Annotated in this window: 16 protein-coding genes; 11 read left to right on the forward strand and 5 right to left on the reverse strand. The window is 65.2% G+C overall.

Annotated elements, in window-relative coordinates:
* Positions 1-222: 222 nt before the first annotated feature.
* The 7 genes from ffh (at position 223) to rplS (ending at position 5,921) form a co-directional block, all read left to right on the forward strand.
* The gene (ffh, locus tag EO170_RS21080; protein WP_046342053.1) at positions 223-1,599 is read left to right on the forward strand and encodes a signal recognition particle protein; all 1,377 of its coding nucleotides are present in this window, start codon (positions 223-225) and stop codon (positions 1,597-1,599) included.
* Between the two features lie 171 nt (positions 1,600-1,770).
* Positions 1,771-2,841, forward strand: a complete 1,071-nt coding sequence (locus tag EO170_RS21085; protein WP_126947896.1) for a nitronate monooxygenase — start codon at positions 1,771-1,773, stop codon at positions 2,839-2,841.
* Positions 2,832-3,629, forward strand: a complete 798-nt coding sequence (locus EO170_RS21090) for an aminotransferase class IV family protein (RefSeq protein ID WP_126947898.1) — start codon at positions 2,832-2,834, stop codon at positions 3,627-3,629. Before EO170_RS21085 ends, EO170_RS21090 begins: the two co-directional genes overlap by 10 nt.
* Before the next feature lie 98 nt (positions 3,630-3,727).
* Complete coding sequence (gene rpsP, locus EO170_RS21095) at positions 3,728-3,988, forward strand: 30S ribosomal protein S16 (RefSeq protein WP_011036396.1); 261 nt, start codon at positions 3,728-3,730, stop codon at positions 3,986-3,988.
* A gap of 43 nt (positions 3,989-4,031) precedes the next feature.
* Positions 4,032-4,544: a ribosome maturation factor RimM gene (rimM, locus tag EO170_RS21100; RefSeq protein WP_126947900.1), complete on the forward strand. Its 513-nt coding sequence runs from the start codon at positions 4,032-4,034 to the stop codon at positions 4,542-4,544.
* 66 nt (positions 4,545-4,610) lie between these two features.
* On the forward strand, positions 4,611-5,369 hold the full coding sequence (trmD, locus tag EO170_RS21105; protein ID WP_119128921.1) for a tRNA (guanosine(37)-N1)-methyltransferase TrmD: 759 nt from the start codon (positions 4,611-4,613) through the stop codon (positions 5,367-5,369).
* A 144-nt stretch (positions 5,370-5,513) separates the two neighbouring features.
* Complete coding sequence (gene rplS, locus EO170_RS21110; protein ID WP_005989873.1) at positions 5,514-5,921, forward strand: 50S ribosomal protein L19; 408 nt, start codon at positions 5,514-5,516, stop codon at positions 5,919-5,921.
* Between the two features lie 339 nt (positions 5,922-6,260).
* Here rplS and EO170_RS21115 read toward each other — a convergent pair whose 3' ends face one another.
* Positions 6,261-7,745, reverse strand: coding sequence for an MATE family efflux transporter (locus EO170_RS21115; protein WP_104585472.1), 1,485 nt, complete (start codon positions 7,743-7,745; stop codon positions 6,261-6,263).
* Positions 7,746-8,035: 290 nt separating this feature from the next.
* On the opposite strand from EO170_RS21115, the gene EO170_RS21120 reads away from it, so the two are divergent.
* Positions 8,036-8,443, forward strand: coding sequence for an RNA-binding S4 domain-containing protein (locus EO170_RS21120; RefSeq protein WP_126947903.1), 408 nt, complete (start codon positions 8,036-8,038; stop codon positions 8,441-8,443).
* Positions 8,444-9,004: 561 nt separating this feature from the next.
* Here the strand turns inward: EO170_RS21120 and katG are convergent.
* From katG to mutS, 3 genes are all read right to left on the reverse strand, one after another.
* On the reverse strand, positions 9,005-11,251 hold the full coding sequence (katG, locus tag EO170_RS21125; protein ID WP_126947905.1) for a catalase/peroxidase HPI: 2,247 nt from the start codon (positions 11,249-11,251) through the stop codon (positions 9,005-9,007).
* 356 nt (positions 11,252-11,607) lie between these two features.
* Positions 11,608-12,222, reverse strand: coding sequence for a DUF937 domain-containing protein (locus EO170_RS21130; protein WP_104585478.1), 615 nt, complete (start codon positions 12,220-12,222; stop codon positions 11,608-11,610).
* Positions 12,223-12,467: 245 nt separating this feature from the next.
* Complete coding sequence (gene mutS, locus EO170_RS21135) at positions 12,468-15,023, reverse strand: DNA mismatch repair protein MutS (RefSeq protein WP_326519781.1); 2,556 nt, start codon at positions 15,021-15,023, stop codon at positions 12,468-12,470.
* Positions 15,024-15,765: 742 nt separating this feature from the next.
* Between mutS and EO170_RS21140 the strand changes: the two genes are divergently transcribed.
* The 3 genes from EO170_RS21140 (at position 15,766) to EO170_RS21150 (ending at position 17,788) form a co-directional block, all read left to right on the forward strand.
* Positions 15,766-16,335 (forward strand): TetR/AcrR family transcriptional regulator, encoded by a 570-nt coding sequence (locus tag EO170_RS21140; RefSeq protein WP_126947909.1) that lies wholly within the window; start codon positions 15,766-15,768, stop codon positions 16,333-16,335.
* A 48-nt stretch (positions 16,336-16,383) separates the two neighbouring features.
* Entirely contained in the window at positions 16,384-17,304 is a 921-nt protein-coding gene (locus EO170_RS21145) for an oxidoreductase (protein ID WP_126947911.1), read from the forward strand.
* A gap of 115 nt (positions 17,305-17,419) precedes the next feature.
* Positions 17,420-17,788, forward strand: coding sequence for an SDR family NAD(P)-dependent oxidoreductase (locus tag EO170_RS21150; RefSeq protein WP_206514043.1), 369 nt, complete (start codon positions 17,420-17,422; stop codon positions 17,786-17,788).
* A gap of 214 nt (positions 17,789-18,002) precedes the next feature.
* Here EO170_RS21150 and EO170_RS21155 read toward each other — a convergent pair whose 3' ends face one another.
* Positions 18,003-20,258 (reverse strand): methyl-accepting chemotaxis protein, encoded by a 2,256-nt coding sequence (locus tag EO170_RS21155; RefSeq protein ID WP_126947973.1) that lies wholly within the window; start codon positions 20,256-20,258, stop codon positions 18,003-18,005.
* Positions 20,259-20,395: the final 137 nt, after the last annotated feature.

A 20,395-nucleotide genomic window follows, 5' to 3' on the forward strand; every position in this document is an offset into this window, starting at 1 on the left:
GGGTGGGGCGGGCCTGGGATGGGGCGGCCGCTGGTCCGGCGGCCGCGGTTTCTGTCCATTACGGCGCTGGCGCTGGCGCTGGCTGGCCGCGCGCATGGACGGGCGGTGGTGCGGCGGCGTCCCGGGCTGGCTTGACCGGCCGGGCAGCGGGGCCGCCGGGGCGGCGCATTGGCCGGTGCCGCTATAATCGACGCCCGTTTCCCCTCACGCGGTCCCTTGCGCATGTTCGAGTCCCTTACCCAACGTCTCTCCGGCACCATGGAGCGCCTGCGCGGCCGCGGCCGCCTGACCGAGGAGAACATCCGCGAAGCCACCCGTGAAGTGCGCATCGCCTTGCTCGAAGCCGACGTGGCGCTGCCGGTGGTGCAGGCGCTGATCGAGCGCATCAAGGTGCGCGCGGTCGGCCAGGAAGTGCTCAAATCGCTGACCCCGGGCCAGGCGCTGATCAAGATCGTCCGCGACGAGCTGACCGCGGTGATGGGCGCGGCCGCCACCGACCTCAACCTCAACGTGCCGGCGCCGGCGATCATCCTGATGGCCGGCCTGCAGGGCGCGGGCAAGACCACCACCGTCGGCAAGCTCGCCAAGCACCTGAAGGAAAAGCGCAAGAAGAAGGTCATGGTGGTCTCGGCCGACGTCTACCGCCCGGCCGCGATCGAGCAGCTCAAGACCCTGGCCGAGCAGGTCGGCGTGCTGTTCTTCCCGTCCGACGCCTCGCAGAAGCCGGTCGACATCGTGCGCGCCGCCATCAGCGATGCGCGCAAGTCGTTCGCCGACGTGCTGCTGGTCGATACCGCCGGCCGCCTGGCGATCGATGCGGCGATGATGGACGAGATCAAGGCGCTGCACGCCGCGGTCAACCCCACCGAAACCCTGTTCGTGGTCGATGCGATGACCGGCCAGGACGCGGCCAACACCGCCAAGGCCTTCGGCGAGGCGCTGCCGCTGACCGGCGTGGTGCTGACCAAGACCGACGGCGACGCCCGTGGTGGTGCCGCACTGAGCGTGCGCTACATCACCGGCAAGCCGATCAAGTTCGTCGGTACCGGCGAAAAGACCGACGGCCTGGACGTGTTCCACCCCGACCGCGTCGCCAGCCGCATCCTGGACATGGGCGACGTGCTCTCGCTGGTGGAGCAGGTCGAGCACAGCGTCGACCAGGAAAAGGCCGCCAAGCTCGCCGCCAAGGTCGCCAAGGGCAAGAAATTCGACCTCAACGACATGAAGGAACAGCTCGAGCAGATGCAGAACATGGGCGGCATCCATGGGCTGATGGACAAGCTGCCGGGCATGGGCCAGATCCCGGACAACGTCAAGCAGCAGGTCACCGGCAAGGAAGTGCCGCGCATGATCGCGATCATCAATTCGATGACCAAGAAGGAGCGCCGCAACCCGGCCCTGCTCAACGGCTCGCGCCGCGCCCGCATCGCCCGCGGCTCCGGCATGCAGCCGGCCGACGTCAACAAGCTGATGAAGCAGTACCAGCAGATGGAAAAGATGATGGGCAAGCTGGCCGGCGGCGGCATGAAGGGCCTGATGCGCAACATGAAGGGCATGATGGGCGCCATGGGCGGCCGCGGCGGCATGCCGTTCCGCTGAGTTTCTAGCAGCAACACGCGCAGTGCGTGCCGCAACACGCATGCGTTGGGTCGAAAATGTCGGGCCAACGTTGATCGCCCCACTGCGCACGCGCGCCACCTGCAGGCGGCGCGCGGACGTCCGGATGCACGGGCGGTTACCATGAAGTCTCATGATTTCAGGCCACGCACGATGGGTTCGTTTTCGCATGTCGACGCCTTCCAGCAGCGTTTTGGTTTAGGACTCCCGATCCTGCTCAGCCCCATGGCCGGCGCCTGCCCGGTGCCGTTGTCGGCGGCGGTTGCTGCGGCCGGCGGCATGGGTGCGATGGGCGCGGTGTTGTCGCAGCCGCAGGACATCGTGGCGTGGATGGCGGCCTTCCGTGACGCGAGCACCGGGCCTGCACAGGTCAATCTATGGATTCCCGATCCGGCACCGGTGCGCGACGCCGCTGCGGAGGCGCGCGTACGTAAGTTTCTGTCGCACTGGGGGCCGCCGGTTCCCGAGGATGCGGGCGATGCGGCGCCTGCCGACTTCGATGCCCAGTTCGAGGCCTTGCTCACCGCGCGGCCTGCGGTGGCTTCGTCGATCATGGGCGTGTTTCGGCCTGACCAGGTTGCACGCCTGAAGCGCGCCGGCATCGCCTGGTTCGCCTGCGCCACCACGCTGGACGAAGCGCGTGCGGCCCAGGCCGCCGGTGCCGATGCGGTGGTTGCGCAGGGGGCCGAGGCCGGTGGACATCGCGGTGCGTTCGACGCCGGCCGTGCCGAGCGGCAGATGACCGGGCTGTTCGCCTTGTTGCCGCGACTGGTCGATCACCTCGATCTCCCGGTGATCGCCGCAGGCGGCATCGCCGACGCGCGCGGCATTGCCGCGGCGCTGACACTGGGCGCAAGCGCGGTGCAGATCGGTACCGGCCTGCTGCGTACCCCCGAGGCGGCGCTGCCAAGCGCCTGGGCCGATGCCCTGGCCCAGGCCGAACCGGAACAGACCCAGCCGACCCGCGCATTTTCCGGCCGGCTGGGGCGTGCGCTCGCCACGCCGTATGTGCATGCGTCCGCCGCCGCAGAGGCACCGGTGCCGGCGCCGTATCCGGTGCAGCGCGCGCTGACCGCGCCGATGCGTCAGGCCGCGGCGCGCGACAACCGCCTGGACGCCATGCAGGCCTGGGCCGGCCAATCGGCCTGGATTGCACCGGCCCAACCTGCCGCGCAACTGGTGACCCAGTGGTGGGCGCAGGCGCAGGCGCTGGCGTGCCGCTGATCTTCTGCAACGGTGCAGTGGCGACAGCGCAGCAACTGGGCGCCGCCGCACTGATCAACTACGGCCACTTCACCACGTTGCAGGTGCGCGCCGGTGCGGTGCGCGGGCTGGATCTGCATCTGCAGCGGCTGCAACACGACGGCACTGCCTTGTTCGGTGCAGCGATCGATGAGGCATCCCTGCGCGCCCAGTTGCGCGCTGCGTTGTCGGCTGCGGACTGCGCCGATGCCAGCGTGCGCATCACTGTGTTTGCGCAGGATTTCGACCTGCGCGATCCATCGCGGCAGCTTGCGCTCGATGTGATGATCTCCATCGCGCCCGCCGCCCGGATGCCAGCCACCGCACTACGCGTGCAGCCGGTCTGCCACGTGCGCGAGCAACCCCGGCACAAGCATGTCGGCACCTTCGCGCTGCTGCACCTGCGTCGCCAGGCCCTGGTGGCCGGCTACGACGATGCCCTGCTGGTCGACGCCCAGGAGCATCTGCTGGAAGGTGCCTTCTGGAATCTGGGCCTGTGGCAGCAGGGCAGGGTGGTGTGGCCGCAAGGACCGGCGCTGCTAGGCACCCAGCAGCGTCTGCTGCAGGCAGGCCTGCAAATGCTCGGGATCCCGCAGGAGTCGCGCCCGGTCACGCTGGGCGAACTGGACGGGTTCGATGGGGTGTTCAGCTGCAATGCGCGTGGTCAGCAGGCGATCGTGCAAGCCGGAGCGGCGTCTTGGCCGGCGCAGGCCGCGCAACTGCCATTGCTGGAGCAGGCCCTGCAGACCCAGGCCTGGCAAGGGATCTGAGCGAATTGGGGGTGGCTTGGCTTCGCCGCCGGAGCCCGCTATAATCGCCGGCTTACCGCGCCATTCTGGCGACTGGGCAACTTTAGGAAAACGACACCATGGTCAAGATTCGACTGACCCGCGGCGGCGCCAAGAAGCGTCCGTTCTACCACATCATCGTGACCGACGTGCGCAGCGCGCGCGATGGCCGCAATATCGAGCGTCTGGGTTACTACAACCCGGTTGCACAGGGCGCAGAACCGCGCGTCGTGCTGGACGTCGCACGCGTCGACCATTGGGTCGGCCAGGGCGCACAGCTGACCGATAAGGTGCGTAACCTGTATCGCGAAGCCTCCAAGTCCCAGGCCGCTGCGGCCTGATCTTGAGGGCCGGGCGTCACCGCCCGGCCCAGAGTCGACGCAGATGAAGCCGACCGAGCGCCGCATCCTGTTAGGCAGGATTGTCGGCGCTTTTGGTGTCAAGGGCGAGCTCAAGCTCGAATCCTGGACCGAGCCGCGCAGTGCGATCTTCCGGTATCAACCGTGGATCGTGCGGACGCCCTCGGGGCAGGAGTCGGTCGTGAGTGGCGTCCGTGGACGCGATCAGGGCAAGAATCTGATTGCAGTGTTCCCGGACGTCGGCGACCGTGACACCGTCGAAGCCATGCACGGGACCGAGATCTATGTCTGGCGCAGCGTGCTGCCGCCACCCAAGCCCGATGAATACTATTGGGTGGATCTGGAAGAGCTGCAGGTAGAAACCGTCGAGGGCGTCAAGCTCGGCACGGTGTCACACCTGTTCTCCACCGGCTCCAACGACGTGATGGTGGTGCGCGGCGATCGCGAGCGGCTGGTGCCGTTCGTGCTGCCGGATTTCGTCAAGTCGGTCGACTTCGACGCCAACCTGATCGTGGTGGACTGGGATCCGGATTTCTGATCAAGGCGGGGCCCCGGCTCCGCGCTTGCTCTATCCATTCCCAATCCCGATTTCCGACTCCCGCTAGTGCGCATCGACGTCATCAGCCTGTTCCCCGAGTTCATTGCGCAATGCGCAGCGTTCGGCGTGGTCGGGCGGGCGCAGGAGCGTGGCCTGCTGGAATTGCAGGGCTGGAATCCGCGCGAGCATGCGCAGGGCAATTACCGCCGCGTGGACGACCGTCCGTTCGGTGGTGGGCCCGGCATGGTGATGTTGATCGAGCCGTTGCGGGCCTGTCTGGACGCGGTGCAAGCGGCAGACCCGCGTCCGGCGCCGGTGATCTATCTCAGCCCGCAGGGGCGGCCGCTCACCCAGCCGCTTGCCCGCGAGCTGGCGCAGTTGCCACGCATGGTGTTGTTGTGCGGGCGCTACGAAGGCGTGGACGAGCGTTTTCTGGCGCAGGCGGTGGATATGGAAATCTCCATCGGCGACTACGTGTTGTCCGGCGGCGAGCTTGGCGCGGCGGTGCTGGTGGATGTGGTGACGCGGTTGCAGGAAGGGGTGTTGAACGACGCCGAATCCGCAGCCCAGGACAGTTTCGAAGGCCCGCAAGGCCTGCTCGACTGCCCGCACTACAGCCATCCGTCGACCCATGACTGGGGCGATGTACCGGAGGTATTGCGCTCGGGCAATCACGCTGCAATTGCGCGCTGGCGTCGGCAGCAGTCGCTGGGCCGGACCTGGTTGCGTCGCCCGGACCTGCTCGACGAGGCCGGGTTGGACAAGAACGATCGCCGTCTGCTGGACGAGTTTCGCCGCGAACTCGCCCAAGGCGACGAGAAATAAGGGCTCACCCCTAGCTCTTGCAATATCGATTGGGGTACAATATGCGGCTTGCTGGCCAGCCTTGCGTCTGGCCCTCCTACGAACCTCGAGCAATCGCCGTGCGGCGACTGCCGGTCCAATATCACCAGACACGCGGTGCCCATCATGAGCAAACTCAACAAGACCATCCTGGCTGACTTCGAAGCCGCCCAGATTCAGCGCAAGCTTCCCGAGTTCAACCAGGGCGACACCGTCGTGGTGAACGTCAAGGTGAAGGAAGGCAACCGCGAGCGCGTGCAGGCCTATGAGGGCGTCGTGATCGGTACCAAGAACGCCGGCCTGAATTCCGCCTTCACCGTGCGCAAGATCTCGCACGGCTTCGGCGTCGAGCGCGTGTTCCAGACCCACAGCGCCATCATCGACTCGGTCGAAGTGAAGCGTCGCGGTAAGGTTCGCGCCGGCAAGCTGTACTACCTGCGTGGTCTGGAAGGCAAGGCCGCCCGTATCAAGGAAGATCTGGCCGCCGCTGCACAGGCCAAGGCTGCTCGCCAGGCTGCTGCCAAGGCTGAGTAAGTCACCGGCAGGCTTGTCCTGCTGATGCCAGACGGCCGCCTTTGGGCGGCCGTTTGCGTTGTGGGAATCGGGAATCGAGATTAGGGAATCGGATTGGGGATTTGGTGGTGGTGGTGCGTGCGTGAGGTTCGCGGGGTAGGCGAGCGCGTGCTGCGTTGGTCGAGGGAAAGACGTCCTGGCAGCTGCCCGCTAGGTGTTCCGTGGACTTGGTCGAGTGGATCACTCACCAGGCGGCCATGCGCTGGATCGATCATCTCAACAGGGCATCCGGCTGCTGGGTTCGACCTGGCTTGATTTCAGTCGCTGTTGCCGCCCGCCGCCCGGTGATGCCGGCCGACATCAGCGCTGGCGGTGCTGCGGCAATGCTGCGATCGGCGCGGTATCGGCGACCGGCGAGGCCGGATGCGCCGGTACTTCGGCGGCGGCGGCCAGCTCCGCAGGATTCGCCGGATGCGCTGGCGTGGTCAGCATGCGTGCCTTGCGCCAGCCGCCCCAGCGGTAGTACGCCAGCGACAGCAGCATTGAACACACCGAGCTGATCGGAAGGCTCCACCAGATGCCATCGGCTCCCAGGTGCGGAATCAAGGCGTTCGCCAGAGGCACGCGCACGCCCCACAGACCGAAGGCCAGGATCAGCAGCGGCGGGATCACCGCGCCAGTGGCCCGCACCACGCCGGAAATCACAAAGCTCACGCCAAACAGCAGGAACGACCAGATACCGATGTGATTGAGATGCCGCGCAACCTCCAGTGTCGGGCTGTCGCTCGGCAGGAACAGCGCCAGCGTCCAGCGGTCGAACACGATCAGCAGCCCGATCAACACGCCGGTCATCAGGAAGTTGGCGACGATGCCGGTGCGTGCGGTTGCATCCACACGCGTCCACAATCCGGCGCCCACGTTCTGCGCCGCCATCGTCGAACATGCCGCGCCCAGCGCCATCGCCGGCATCTGGACATAGGTCCATAGCTGCAACGCAGCGCCGTAGGCGGCGGCAGTGTCGGTGCCGAAGCCGTTGACCAACGTCATCATCGCGATCATGGCCAGCGAAATCAGCACCATCTGCAGGCCCATCGGCACGCCCTTGACGATGAGCGCGCGCAGGATCGTGGGCGCGATGCGGAACAGGTGCAGGTCGCCGCGTCCCAGCCACAACACATGACGCTGACTGCGCAGGTACAGCAGCAGACCGCCCAGCGCCACTGCCTGCGCCAGCAACGTGGCCCAGGCCGCGCCGGCGATGCCCAATGCCGGAAACGGCCCCAGACCGAAGATCAGCAACGGGTTGAACACGATGTCCAGCACCACCGACACCAGCAGAAAGCGGAACGGCGTGCGGGCATCGCCGGTGCCGCGCAGTGCCGCCGACAGGAACGCGAACACATAGATCAGCGGCATGGCCAGGAAAATCACCCGCAGGTACTGCTCGGCCAGCGTCTGCGATGCCGGCGGCGTGCCCATCGCAGTCAACAGGTGCGGCGCCAGAAACCAGCCAAGCACCGCGATCAGCGCCGACAGCCCGCCGAAGAAACTGGCACTGGTGCCCATGACCTTGCGCGCCTGCGCAATGTCGCGCGCGCCCATCGCCTGGCCGATCAGGATGGTCGAAGCCATGCCGATGCCGAACACCGAGCCGATCAGGAAGAACATGATGCTGTTGGCATTGGCTGCCGCAGTCAGCGCCGCCTCGCCGAGGTAGCGACCTACCCAGATCGCGTTGATCGAGCCATTGAGCGATTGCGCGATATTCCCCGCAAGGATCGGCATCGCAAACAGCAGCAGATTCTTGCCGATCGGGCCTTCGGTCAGGACAGCGGATTTGGGCATTGCAGACGCGCCGTGGGACGGAAGCTGCGAACACTAGCATTGGCTTGTGTGAGGCATGCGGTTGCCCGGCGTTTCGAGGACGCGGGGCAGGCCACTGGTTCTGCGGTTCTGCCTGTATCGGTCAGCCAGGGCGTGGTCGGCGTGCCATGTCCTGCAGCTCGCCATGCTTGAGTTCCGGCGAAGGTGCCCAAATGTTTTTTGTTCAACGCAGCCCGTTGCGAGGCGCCGCTGCAGCGGCGATCACGACAGCGGCCTGCGGCCCCATTGGACCCGACGGCAAGCACAACGCGATGACTCAACTGGTGGAACAAGCGACGACGGTCAGGCTGGATGTCTGGCTTTGGGCGGCGCGCTTCTTCAAGACGCGCAGCCTGGCCAAGACGGCGGTGGACAACGGCAAAGTGGATGTGGCCGGCCAGCGGCCCAAGCCCTCGCGCACGCTGCGCACCGGCGAGCAACTGCGCATCGACCGCGGCGGCGAAATCTTCGAAATCACCGTTGCCGGGCTGAGTGATGTGCGTGGCCCGGCACCGGTCGCACAGACGCTGTACCTGGAAAGCGATGCCTCACGCGAGGCGCGTGCACAATGGCGGCTGCAGCGTGCCGCCGAACGCACCGGCTATCGCGCACCCGAGGGCAAGCCGGACAAGCGTGCACGCCGGCTGATCAACGCACTGGGCGATATCGACGCGTTGTAGCAGTGCGTGGTTGTCCGCTGCGAATTGGGTGATGGACATAAAACACCCAGAGCGTTGCTGTTCACGCAAGAGGAGAGGGCGCTTCCCAGCTGAGTCGAGTGTGCGGCGCCCTCACCAATCGCGGGACACGCGGTGAATCCGTCCCTGTAGGCTCGGTGGCGGCATCCATGCCGCCCCACGGTCCCGCAATTAGCGAGGACACCGCACCAGATAGCTGATCGGTTGTTTGCTTAAACGCTTGTCGTTGATCGAGTTGCGTTAGGAGATTGGCTGACGCTTCTTTGTCAGAACGGCAGGGCACCGTGCCTGCTCTTACCAAGCACACCGACCATCCCGCCTGGTCCTTGCCCGCCCACCGTCGCGGGACCTTACGCGGCATGGATGCCGCGTAAGAGCCTACAGGGACGTACTTGCGGCGTGTCCCGCGACGGTGGGCGGGCAAGGGCCTTGCAGCCAAGCCGCAGACCCGCCGCTCGACTGACGTCTTCCGTGCCGAGTCGAGCTCTTGCGTGTATTTCAACACCGCTGCAGGCGCACGCACGATGGCGTGCGCCTTGCAACTCACGCCAGATCGAAACGATCCAGCTGCATCACCTTGGTCCAGGCGGCGACGAAGTCCTGGACGAACTTCTCCTGTGCATCGGCACTGGCATAGACCTCGGCCACCGCACGCAGGATCGAGTTGGAGCCGAACACCAGGTCCACGCGCGTGCCGGTCCATTTGGCTTCACCGGTGCTGCGGTCGCGGCCTTCGTAGATCTCCTTCGATTCGGAGGTGGCTTTCCACTCGGTGCGCATGTCGAGCAGGTTGGCGAAGAAGTCGTTGCTCAGCACGCCGGGGCGGGTGGTGAATACGCCATGGCTGGAGTCGCCGACATTGGCGCCGAGCACGCGCAGGCCGCCGACCAGCACGGTCAACTCGGGCGCGGTCAGCGTCAGCAGCTGTGCCTTGTCGATCAGCAATGCCTCCGCAGGCACTGCGTAGCGTTGCTTGGCGTAGTTGCGGAAGCCATCGGCCACCGGTTCCAGCACCGCGAACGATTCGACATCGGTCTGCTCCTGCGAGGCATCGGTGCGGCCGGGTGCGAACGACACGGTGACGCTGTGACCTGCGGCCTGTGCGGCATGTTCGACCGCGGCATTACCGGCCAGCACGATCAGGTCGGCCAGCGAGATCTGCTTGCCGCCCGACTGCGCGCCGTTGAAGTCGGCCCGGATGCGCTCCAGCGTGCCCAGCACCTGCGCAAGCTGCGCGGGCTGGTTGGCCTGCCAATCCTTCTGCGGTGCCAGCCGGATGCGTGCGCCGTTGGCGCCGCCACGCTTGTCCGAACCGCGGAAGGTCGATGCCGACGCCCACGCGGTGGACACCAGCTGCGCCACGCTCAGGCCGGAGTCGAGGATGGTCTGCTTGAGGGCGGCAGCGTCCTGCGCATCGACCAGCGGGTGGTCGACGGCCGGCACCGGGTCCTGCCACAGCAATTCTTCGCTCGGCACTTCGGTTCCCAGGTAACGCGAGCGCGGGCCCATGTCGCGATGGGTGAGCTTGAACCAGGCGCGGGCGAACGCGTCGGCGAACTGGTCGGGGTGTTCGTGGAAGCGATGCGAGATGGCCTCATAGGCCGGGTCGAAACGCAGCGCCAGATCGGTGGTCAGCATGGTCGGCCGATGCTTCTTTGATGCATCGTGGGCGTCGGGAATGATGGCGTCGGCATTCTTGGCCACCCACTGATGCGCGCCGGCCGGGCTCTTGCTCAGTTCCCACTCGAACTTGAACAGATGGTCGAAGAAGTCGTTGCTCCACTGCGCCGGGGTGGTGGTCCAGGTGACTTCGAGGCCGCTGGTGATGGTGTCGGCACCCTTGCCGCTGCCGTAGCGGTTGTGCCAGCCCAGGCCCTGGCTCTCCAGCTCACCGGCTTCCGGCTCGGCACCGACGTTTTCGGCCGGGCCGGCGCCGTGGGTCTTGCCGAAGGTGTGGCCGCCGGCGATCAGCGCCACGGTCTCTTCGTCGTTCATCGCCATGCGTGCGAAGGTGTCGCGGATGTCGCGTGCGGCGGCGACCGGGTCGGGCTTGCCATCCGGGCCTTCCGGATTGACGTAGATCAGGCCCATCTGCACGGCGGCCAGCGGATTTTCCAGATCGCGGGTGTGCGGCACTTCGCTGTCGTCATCCTTCACCAACACGCCGTGCGCTTCGTCCACGCCGGGCGAACCACGCGAGTAGCGCTCGTCGCCACCCAGCCACTTGGTTTCGCGGCCCCAGTACAGGTCCTGATCCGGTTCCCAGGTGTCTTCGCGGCCACCGGCAAAGCCGAAGGTCTTGAAGCCCATGCTTTCCAGCGCGACGTTGCCGGTGAGGATCATCAGGTCGGCCCAGGAGATGGCCTGGCCGTACTTCTGCTTGATCGGCCACAGCAGCCGGCGCGCCTTGTCCAGGCTGACGTTGTCCGGCCAGCTGTTGAGCGGTGCGAAGCGCTGCTGGCCGCGACCGCCGCCGCCACGCCCGTCGCCGATGCGATAGGTGCCGGCGCTATGCCAGGCCATGCGCACGAACAGCGGGCCGTAATGGCCGAAGTCGGCCGGCCACCAGTCCTGCGAGTCGGTCATCAGCGCACGCAGTTCCTGCTTGAGCGCGGCCAGATCGATGCGCTTGAACGCCTCGGCGTAGTTGAAGGTCTGGCCCAGCGGGTTGGACTTGCTCGAATGCTGGCTGAGCAGGTCCACGCGTAACTGCTTGGGCCACCAATCGCGGTTGGTGGTTCCGGTACCGACGACGGCGTGGTTGAACGGGCACTTTGCTTCGGTTGTCATGGCAATACCTGTGTGCGTGAGCACCTGGGGAGCTGTGTGCCGAAACTGCGGACACGTGCTGGTGGAATTGAAAGGGCGGGCAATGCGTCAGGGGTGGTCATCCACGGCGCACATGCGGCCGTGGGGGCATCGAGAAGCGTCGCCGCGTATGGCGATGCTAGCGCCTGCCTGCAGGGGCCGGTATGGGGCGATATCCAGAATGTGACTGGCAGACATGCGCGTCAGGCGGGCTCATCGTGGCGGGGTGTGCACACGATAAGCAGCATCGATCGGTTGGGGAATTCGAATTATTCAACCATATCGATAGCGAGGCGCTATGGATGGCGCGCCGATGCCCCCAAACTACGCGCGTGATGTCAGCGCTTGCCGAACAGGCTGCCACCCAGCTTCATGACATCGCCCAGCCCAAGCTTCCCGTCGCCGTCCTGATCCAGCACGCTGCCCAGCAGGCCGTTGACCCCGGTGTTGCTGCCGGCGCGTTGCTGTTCCTGCGCCAGGGCCGGGCCGAGCTGGCTGCTGGCCGCGGCATTGCCGCCGAGGAAGCGCTTGGCCAGATATGCCATCACGATGGGTGCCAGCAATTGCAGCAGCTGATTGGCCTTGCCGGTTTCCAGCCCGGTGGCCTGGCCCAGGCCTGCGGCAGCCTGCGGTGCCTTGTCGCCGAACAGATGCGCCACGATGCCGGCGCCATTGCCTTGCGCACCGCTGGCCGAGCCGCCCAGCAACGCACCGAGCAGGCTGCCGATGTCCGGGCTGCCGGCATGATCGCGCTGCAAGGCACCCAGCAGCGCATCGGTGCCACCGGCCTGCTGGCTGTTACGGCCCAGCGCGCCCATCAATAGCGGCAGCGCGGTCTGCACCGCCGATTGCGCCTGCTCGGGCGCGATGCCGAGCCGGCTGGCGAGCTGCTGCAACTGCGGGCCCTGCAACTGCGCGGCAAGTTGATCGGTCAACGAGGCGGACGTGGTCATCGGTGTCTCCGGTTGGACAAAACGTTGCGGCAGCGTGCACCCGTCGCGGCAGCAGAGCAACACGGCACGCGTCGCGATGCAGGGCGAGGGCAGCGATACCGCACAGTGGCAATCAAGCCACTTCAATCGACAACAACACGGCAAGGTTGACCAACCCCGCAAAGCGTAGAGCCAGGCAACTACGCTCTTACGATTCCCGATTCCCGATTCCCGATTCCCGATTCCCGATTCCCAAATCCCCGCACTCAAAGCAACGCCTTCAACCGATACAAGGCTTCCAGTGCCTGCTTGGGCGTGAGTTCGTCCGGGTCCAGCGCCTGCAGTGCCTCCTGCGCAGCGGAAGAGGGCGCAGTGAACAAACCGAATTGTTGCGGCGCATCCAGTGCCGCCGGTGCCATCTGTGCGACATGGCTTTCGCCGCCGCGTTGCTCCAGTTCGGCCAGGCGATGACGCGCCTGGGTCACGGCGGCCTTGGGCAAGCCGGCGAGCGCGGCCACCTGCAGGCCGAAGCTGCGATTGGCCGGGCCGTCCTTGACCGCATGCATGAACACCAGGCGCTCGCCGTGTTCGACCGCGTCCAGATGCACGTTGGCGATGCCGCTGGTCCCGCCGGCATGCGATTCGTCGGCCAGTGCGGTGAGCTCGAAATAATGCGTGGCGAACAGCGTGTAGCAGCGATTGCTATGCGCCAGATGGCGTGCCACCGCATCGGCCAATGCCAGGCCATCGTAGGTGGAGGTGCCGCGGCCGATCTCGTCCATCAGTACCAGCGATTGCGGCGTGGCGTGGTGCAGGATGTAGCTGGTCTCGGCCATTTCCACCATGAAGGTGGATTGCCCGCGCGCAAGGTCATCGCCGGCGCCGATGCGGGTGAGGATGCGGTCGATCGGCCCGATCACCGCGCGGCTGGCCGGCACATAGCTGCCGATATGCGCCAGCAACACGATCAGCGCGTTCTGGCGCATGTAGGTCGATTTACCACCCATGTTCGGGCCGGTGATGACCAGCATGCGGCGGTCGGCGTGCAGCTCCAGATCGTTGGGTTCGAACGGCTGGTCGCGCACCGCTTCCACCACCGGGTGGCGGCCGCGTTCGATACGCAGGCACGGTGCGTTGTCCAGTTCCGGGCGCGACCAATCCAGTGCCTGCGCGCGTTCTGCGAAGCCGGCCAGCACATCAAGTTCGCTCAATGCGCTCGCGCAGCGCTTGAGGCCTTCCAGCTCGCCGCCGAGTGCATCGAGCAGGCCTTCATACAACAGCTTTTCGCGCGACAGCGCGCGCTCGCGCGCCGACAGCACCTTGTCCTCGAAACTCTTGAGTTCTTCGGTGATGTAGCGCTCGGCATTGGTCAGCGTCTGCCGGCGGCTGTAGTGCAGCGGGGCTTTGTCGGCCTGGCCCTTGCTGATCTCGATGTAGTAGCCGTGCACGCGGTTGTAGCCGACCTTGAGCGTGGCGATGCCGCTGCTGGCGCGTTCGCGTTGTTCCAGGTCGATCAGGAATTGATCGGCGTTGGTGGACAGGCGGCGCAACTCATCCAGATCGGCGTCGTATCCGGTGGCGATCACGCCACCGTCGCTGAGCTTGAGCGGCGGTTGTTCGGCCACCGCGCTGAGCAGCAGATGCGCGGTGGCATCGTGTTCGCCGAGTTCGGCATGCAGCGTCTGCAGGCGCGGCGAATCCAGCGGCGCCAGGATCGTGCGGACCTTCGGCAGCAGCGCCAGACCATCGCGCAAGGTGGAAAAATCGCGCGGGCGTGCCGAGCGCAGCGCCACGCGGGTCAGGATGCGTTCCAGATCGCCAAGCGCGCGGAAGGCCTCGCGCACGTCGGCGTCGGCGCCGCTGTCGATCAGCGTGCCGACGGCGTGGTGGCGCTGTACCAGCACCTCGCGCAGGCGCAGCGGACGGTGCAGCCAGCGCCGCAGCAGGCGCCCGCCCATCGGCGTAACCGTGCTGTCGAGCACCCCGAGCAAGGTGTTGCGGGTGTCGCCATCCACGCGCGTATCCAGCTCCAGATGCCGGCGCGTGGCCGCGTTCATCGAGATCGCCTCGCTGGCCACTTCCATCGCGATGGAGGTCAGATGCGGCAGGCGCTGTTTCTGGGTCTCCTCGACATAACCCAGCAGCGCGCCGGCGGCCGCGGTGGCGCAGGGCTTGTCGTCGATGCCGAAGCCGGACAGGTCGTGCAACTTGAAGAAGGCCAGCAACTGGCGCCGGCCGCTGTCGGCGTCGAACAACCACGGTGGCCGCCGCCGCACGCCGACCCGGCCACGCAGGAACTCCGGCCAGTTGTCTTCGTCGGGCACCAACAGCTCGGCCGGTTCCAGGCGCGCGATCTCCGCTTCCAGCGCATCCACGCTATCCACTTCGTTGACCAGAAAACGCCCGCCGGCCAGATCGGCCCAGGCCAGGCCGTAGCCTTGCTTGCTGCGCGCGATCGCCATCAGCAGCGTGTCGCGGCGCTCGTCCAGCAGCGCCTCGTCGGTGACCGTGCCCGGGGTGACGATGCGCACCACCTTGCGTTCGACCAGGCCCTTGGCCAGCGCCGGGTCGCCGATCTGCTCGCAGATCGCCACCGACTCACCCAACGCCACCAACCGCGCCAGGTAGCCCTCGTAGGCATGCACCGGCACACCGGCCATCGGGATCGGCGCGCCACCGGAACTGCCGCGCTGGGTCAGGGTGATGTCGAGCAGCCGCGCCGCCTTGCGCGCATCGTCGTAGAACAGCTCGTAGAAATCGCCCATGCGGAAGAACAGCAGCAGGTCGGGGTAGTCCGACTTGGCGGCGAAGAATTGCTTCATGAGCGGGGTGTGCTCTGCAGCCCCGCCGGTGTTCTTGGTTTTTTCTTTTGTGTCAGTGCTTTGCAAGAAATGTTCTTCCGGGATGTGGCGGTCAATCAGGGTCGGTAGCGGCGAGTGACGGTGAGTTTTGTCGCGACGCCGTTGCGGCGACCCTCCGAACGAGATCGGATCGATATGTGACGAAACGGACGAGGCCTTGGAGTGGCGCAGATGTTGCGACGGAACCAGGGGCCGCCTCAAGTCGGCATGGGCTCAAGTTTAAGCTCTGCCATCGACAAATCCTTGAGCTGTCGATCGAGAGGGGCCGCCCATCGGTTCCAGTGGGCGCCGACTGGATTCGGGTTCTATGCAGGAAAGCGGACCATAACCTCTGAAGTGGTTCGGCGTGGCCCGCAGGGCGTGCGTCGCTTCTTGCTGGATCACGTTACTGACATCGGCCTGGAGGGGCGCCTGTGCCGTCGCCAGGGATGAGTTGGCGGTGTTGAGAAGCACCGGGGAGAACCGCCCATCTGCCGACATGGGATCCCATCAGCGATGAGGTGTCCGAGGCTCAGGTGCATGTTGAGAATGACGTATCGCTTCTGGATGACGGCGGCGAAAGAACCTCCTGAGTTTTGTACGACGCACATCACCGTCGGTAAGCACAGACGTGATCGTGAACGGGCACCGGTCGAGGTAAGCCTTGACAGAAATGTCTCCCTCTAAGATGATTGAGTGATCACTCATTAAACGGTGGCAGATCATGGCGCGTCCCCTGAGCGAAGAAAAGCGCGATGCGCTTCTTCGAGCCGCATGTGCGCTCATCGCGCAGCTCGGCGTTGGGGCGCCCACCTCAAAGATTGCCAAGGCCGCAGGTGTGTCCGAAGGAACCCTGTTTACCTACTTTCCCACGAAGGATGACCTTCTCAATGCGCTGTTTCTGGCATTGGAAGGCAAACTTGCCGAATCGATAGCGGGGCCGTACCCGGCGGACGCATCCGCCCACGACCGGCTTTTCGTGGTGTGGAGTCGGCTGATCGATTGGGGGCTGAAGCATGCGGCGGCACGCAACGCCTTACGGCAGTTGAAGGTCTCGGACCGTGTAACGACCGAAAGCCGCCTGCGCTGCCACTCGATTTTTCTCGACGCGCGCTCACTCGTGGAGCGGTGTCTTGCGGAGCATTCGGCGCCTGACAGGCTCACGTTCTACATCGACACCGTGTTGTTCGAGCTTGCCGACATCACCATGAACGCCATCGTGGCAAACCCCGCCGAGCGCGAGGCGATTCAACGGGCCGGATTCGACCTTTTCTGGAAGGGGTCTGCCGCCTAATTTTTTGCCATTTAAATGCGTAAGCACTCACTCAAACAGGAGCGACCCATGTTGCTTGATCAAAGCGGCTTTACCGAAACAGATGTGCCGAACCAGGCGGGAAAATGCTTCGTCGTCACCGGCGCCAACGCAGGCGTGGGCTTTGAGATCACCCGGGTACTCGCCGCGCGGGGCGCGCGGGTGTTGCTGGGCTGCCGCGAGCAGGGCAGGGCCGATGCGGCGATTGCGCGCATCAAGCGGCTGACACCCGGTGCCGATCTTGCATGGTTGCCACTGGATCTGGGCGATCTCGATAGCGTCCGTGCAGCCGCCGCGCATGTTTTGAAGGAGCCACGCATCGATGTGCTCATCAACAACGCCGGCATCATGAATCCGCCGCTGATGCGTACCAAGCAGGGCTTCGAATCGCAGTTCGGCGTCAACCATCTCGGGGTGTTTGCGCTGACGTCATTGCTGCTGCCCAAGCTGGCCGAGACACCCGGCTCGCGCGTCGTGGTCACGTCCAGCATCGCGCATTTGAAGGCAACCCTCGATTGGGATGATCTCAACGCCGAGCGGAGCTACTCCAAGGGCGATCGCTATGGAGCGAGCAAACTGGCGAATGCGTTGTTCTTTTTCGAACTGGACCGGCGCCTACGCGCGACCCGGTCGCCCATCATGGCTGTCGGAGCCCACCCCGGCGTGGCCAGCACCAGCCTGGGACGGCACATGGGCCCCATCCAGGTGATGGGCCCACTTGTCGGCCTGCTGCTCAACAGTGCTGCGAAGGGCGCGTGGCCGGCCCTGCTGGCAGCGACCGGGCCCGTGAAGCCCGGCGGCTATTACGGCCCCACCGGCTTCCGCGGGATCAGGGGTGTGGCCGGAGAGGCCAGACGCGCCCCGCAAGCTGAAGACCCGGCGCTTGCCAGGCGGTTGTGGGACATCTCTGTCGCCATGACCGGAATCAACCCTGGCCTGCCTGCGATCTGATCTCATACCCCGTCAATCCCGCCCGGGGCATTGCGTCGGGCAACACATCGGGTGACCGATGACTGCACACTGTGGAGCCACATCGACATGCGACGACGTTCTCGCGTGACGCGACCTGGAAGGCAAGCGTGTCCTTGTCACGGGAGCGTCGTCTGGTCTGGGTCGCGAGACGGCGCGGGTGCTCGTTGCACACGGTGCCGAGGTCGTAGGCACCGTGAGCGATATGAAGAAAGCGCCTGGCGCCAGCGCAGCACGACGCGATGCGGCCGTGCGTCGTGGCCGGTTCGAGCTGGTCGAACTGGAGCTGGGAGTTCTTGCCAGCGTCAGGGCCAGCAGATACTGCGAAGGTTGCCAGGTTTCTACCGAGTTCAAGGCTGCGCAAGACGATGGCTTGTCGGAAGGCTATCGTCCCTATGCGATGGATGCAGCACGCGCGGCTGAACCATGGCGCAGGAGCGAGGGCCTTGTCGGCGAACGCTATTAACCAATGGAGTCAACGGGATGCTTTTTGCCCGCAAGCGCGCCGGAAACTCGATAAGGCCGGATGATGCGAACGCACGATTCGGCGCAAGGCATCCATCATTGAAGGCTGGCGCCGGGGACGCTTGCGCTGCATTTTCGGTAGAAAAAAGGAATCGCAAAGGAGCATGTTCCTGGGCGGCAGAGGCCCGGCAGTGCCGGGCCTCCTGAGACGGTGGCTAGAATTCCTGCCAATCCGTGGCGACAGCTGTCGAGGAAATAGCCTGTTTCGGGGCAATGATGTTCGCCTTCGCACGTGCAACCGAAGGCAGCGACCTGGGGCCCGCTGGCTTCCTGCTGGAGACGAGTGCAGCGGTTTGAACAAATGGCGACATCGCGGTGGTGTCAATCTTGAACACCGCAACGGCCTCGGTGAGCTGGACCGCCTGTTCTTCCATGGAGCGTGCAGCGGCAGTGGCTTCCTCCACCAGGGCCGCGTTCTGCTGCGTGGTTTCATCCATCTGCGTTACCGTGATGTTGACCTGCTCGATGCCGGCCGACTGTTCCTGCGAGGCCGCAGAGATTTCACCCATGATGTCGGTGACGCGCTGCACGCTGGAGACGATCTCGGCCATCGTGGTGCCCGCCGTATGCACCAGCGTGGAGCCTTCGGTGACGCGCTCGACAGAGTCGTCGATCAGGGTCTTGATTTCCTTGGCCGCAGCGGTGGAACGCTGTGCCAGCGTCCGCACTTCCGATGCGACCACCGCAAACCCACGGCCTTGCTCACCAGCCCGCGCCGCTTCCACGGCAGCATTCAAGGCCAGGATATTGGTCTGGAACGAGATGCCGTCAATCACGGAGATGATGTCGGCAATTTTCTTGGACGAGGCCTCGATACCGGCCATGGTCCCCACCACCTTGCTGACGATTTCCCCGCCCTGGGAGGCGACGCCTGCGGCACCGATGGCCAACTGGTTGGCCTGGCGTGCGTGCTCCGCATTCTGGCGAACGGTGGAGGTGAGTTCTTCCATCGAGGCGGCGGTTTCTTCCAGGTTGGCCGCCTGTTGTTCGGTGCGCTGCGACAGGTCCTGGTTGCCGGCGGCAATCTCGCTGGCCGCCGAGTTGATCGACACCGCCGATTGCTGGATGCGTCCGACGATCTCTGCAAGCTGCGCGGCGGTGGCGTTGGCGTCGTCGCGCATCTGCGCGAACACGCCCTTGAACTCGCCCGTCATGCGTGCGGTGAGGTCGCCTGCAGCGATGGATTGCAGCAGCGACGACAGCGATTGCAGGTTGCCGTCCGCGGTGGCCATGAGCAGGTTCAAGCTCTCCACCATGACGCGGAAATCATATTGGAAGCGATCGGCATCGCCGCGCGCGGTGAAGTCACCGTTGGCCGCGGACTGCGCCAACTGCTTGATCTCGATGTTCATGGCAGACAGGTTCGCCTTGACCTCGTCCATGGTCTGCGTCAGCACGGCTTTCTCACCGGGCAAGCGCTCCATGCTCTCGCTCAGGTCGCCGATGGCGTAACGCCCCATGATCCGTGCAAGGTTCGACTGCACGGCCAGGTGCGAGGCCACCAGGGCATTGGTGTCCTCGGCCATGCGGCCGTAGTCACCCGGGAAGGCCTGGGCATCCATGCGAAAGCTGGTCTGGCCTTCATCGTGGCGCTTTGCCATGTCGCCCTGTGCGGTCAACAGGGCCTGGAGCTGCGTTTGCATGCCTTGCATGGCGCGTAACAGCCGGCCGGTTTCGTCCTTGGCCTGCGTGTGCACGTCGTTGCCGAGCTGACCATTGGCAATGGCTTCAGCCGCTTTCGTGGCGCGTGCCAGCGGCTGGGTCAGGCTTCGGGTGATGAGCCACGCCAGCAGGCTGCTGACCAGCACGACCGCGGCACCGCCAAGGATGAGCAGGAGCTTGCCCCGGTCCATCGACTTGACTGCTTCTGCGTAGGCCTGCCTGCTCTGTCCTTCCTGGCGGGTGACCAGTTCGCGGATCTTGTCCTGCCAGGCGAGGGTGGCGGGCCGCCCTTGCTCGCTGAGGATGTCCTGGGCCTGCGCGTTCTCGTTCCTGGCTGCCAGCGCGATGACTTCGTCGTTGAACTTCATGGACGCTGCCCGACGCTCGTCCATCTCGGCACGAATCTTCCGCCCTTCCTCCGAGCTGGACAGCGCGTCCAGCTTGGTGCGCAGATCCTGGTAGCGCTGGCGCTGCGCGTTGATCGTGTTGAGTGCTTCGGTGTTGAGCTCTTCGCTTGTCGCCATGGCATACGTGCCCAATGCGATCAGCAACGAGGAGTTGGCATCCAGCATGCCGTTGCCGACCTGGATCTTGGCGGTGCGGTCGAGGACGATGAAGTCCAGCTGCGCTCGCGCGTTCGCCATGGTGCCCAGGCCGGTGGCCACGAGCAGGCCTGAGAGGAGAATCAAGATTCCAAATGCAACGGCCAGACGGTGGCCGACGTTGAAGCGTTGGAGAAAAGCGATCATGGACGTCCCAGAAGAGATCAGTAGAGGCATCGATGCTCACGCGGTTAGCGAGCCTGGCATCGGTTTCCCAATAACGGCGCTCTCCTCAAAAACTGGAATATCTGTCACTAAACGATAATCTAACCCTTCAGAAAACG

Origin of the sequence: Xanthomonas sp. BRIP62409, from assembly GCF_003992965.1 — a bacterium.
In the GTDB taxonomy this organism is placed as follows: domain Bacteria; phylum Pseudomonadota; class Gammaproteobacteria; order Xanthomonadales; family Xanthomonadaceae; genus Xanthomonas; species Xanthomonas euroxanthea.

What these genes read in the sequence shown, in the direction of transcription:
- EO170_RS21145 (WP_126947911.1), top strand. Translation starts at nt 16,384, where the DNA reads ATGTTGCTTGATCAAAGCGGCTTTACCGAAACAGATGTGCCGAACCAG.
- EO170_RS21130 (WP_104585478.1), bottom strand. Translation starts at nt 12,222, where the DNA reads ATGACCACGTCCGCCTCGTTGACCGATCAACTTGCCGCGCAGTTGCAG.
- rplS (WP_005989873.1), top strand. Translation starts at nt 5,514, where the DNA reads ATGAGCAAACTCAACAAGACCATCCTGGCTGACTTCGAAGCCGCCCAG.
- rpsP (WP_011036396.1), top strand. Translation starts at nt 3,728, where the DNA reads ATGGTCAAGATTCGACTGACCCGCGGCGGCGCCAAGAAGCGTCCGTTC.
- EO170_RS21115 (WP_104585472.1), bottom strand. Translation starts at nt 7,745, where the DNA reads ATGCCCAAATCCGCTGTCCTGACCGAAGGCCCGATCGGCAAGAATCTG.
- rimM (WP_126947900.1), top strand. Translation starts at nt 4,032, where the DNA reads ATGAAGCCGACCGAGCGCCGCATCCTGTTAGGCAGGATTGTCGGCGCT.
- EO170_RS21140 (WP_126947909.1), top strand. Translation starts at nt 15,766, where the DNA reads ATGGCGCGTCCCCTGAGCGAAGAAAAGCGCGATGCGCTTCTTCGAGCC.
- EO170_RS21155 (WP_126947973.1), bottom strand. Translation starts at nt 20,258, where the DNA reads ATGATCGCTTTTCTCCAACGCTTCAACGTCGGCCACCGTCTGGCCGTT.
- mutS (WP_326519781.1), bottom strand. Translation starts at nt 15,023, where the DNA reads ATGAAGCAATTCTTCGCCGCCAAGTCGGACTACCCCGACCTGCTGCTG.
- katG (WP_126947905.1), bottom strand. Translation starts at nt 11,251, where the DNA reads ATGACAACCGAAGCAAAGTGCCCGTTCAACCACGCCGTCGTCGGTACC.
- EO170_RS21085 (WP_126947896.1), top strand. Translation starts at nt 1,771, where the DNA reads ATGGGTTCGTTTTCGCATGTCGACGCCTTCCAGCAGCGTTTTGGTTTA.
- EO170_RS21120 (WP_126947903.1), top strand. Translation starts at nt 8,036, where the DNA reads ATGACTCAACTGGTGGAACAAGCGACGACGGTCAGGCTGGATGTCTGG.
- ffh (WP_046342053.1), top strand. Translation starts at nt 223, where the DNA reads ATGTTCGAGTCCCTTACCCAACGTCTCTCCGGCACCATGGAGCGCCTG.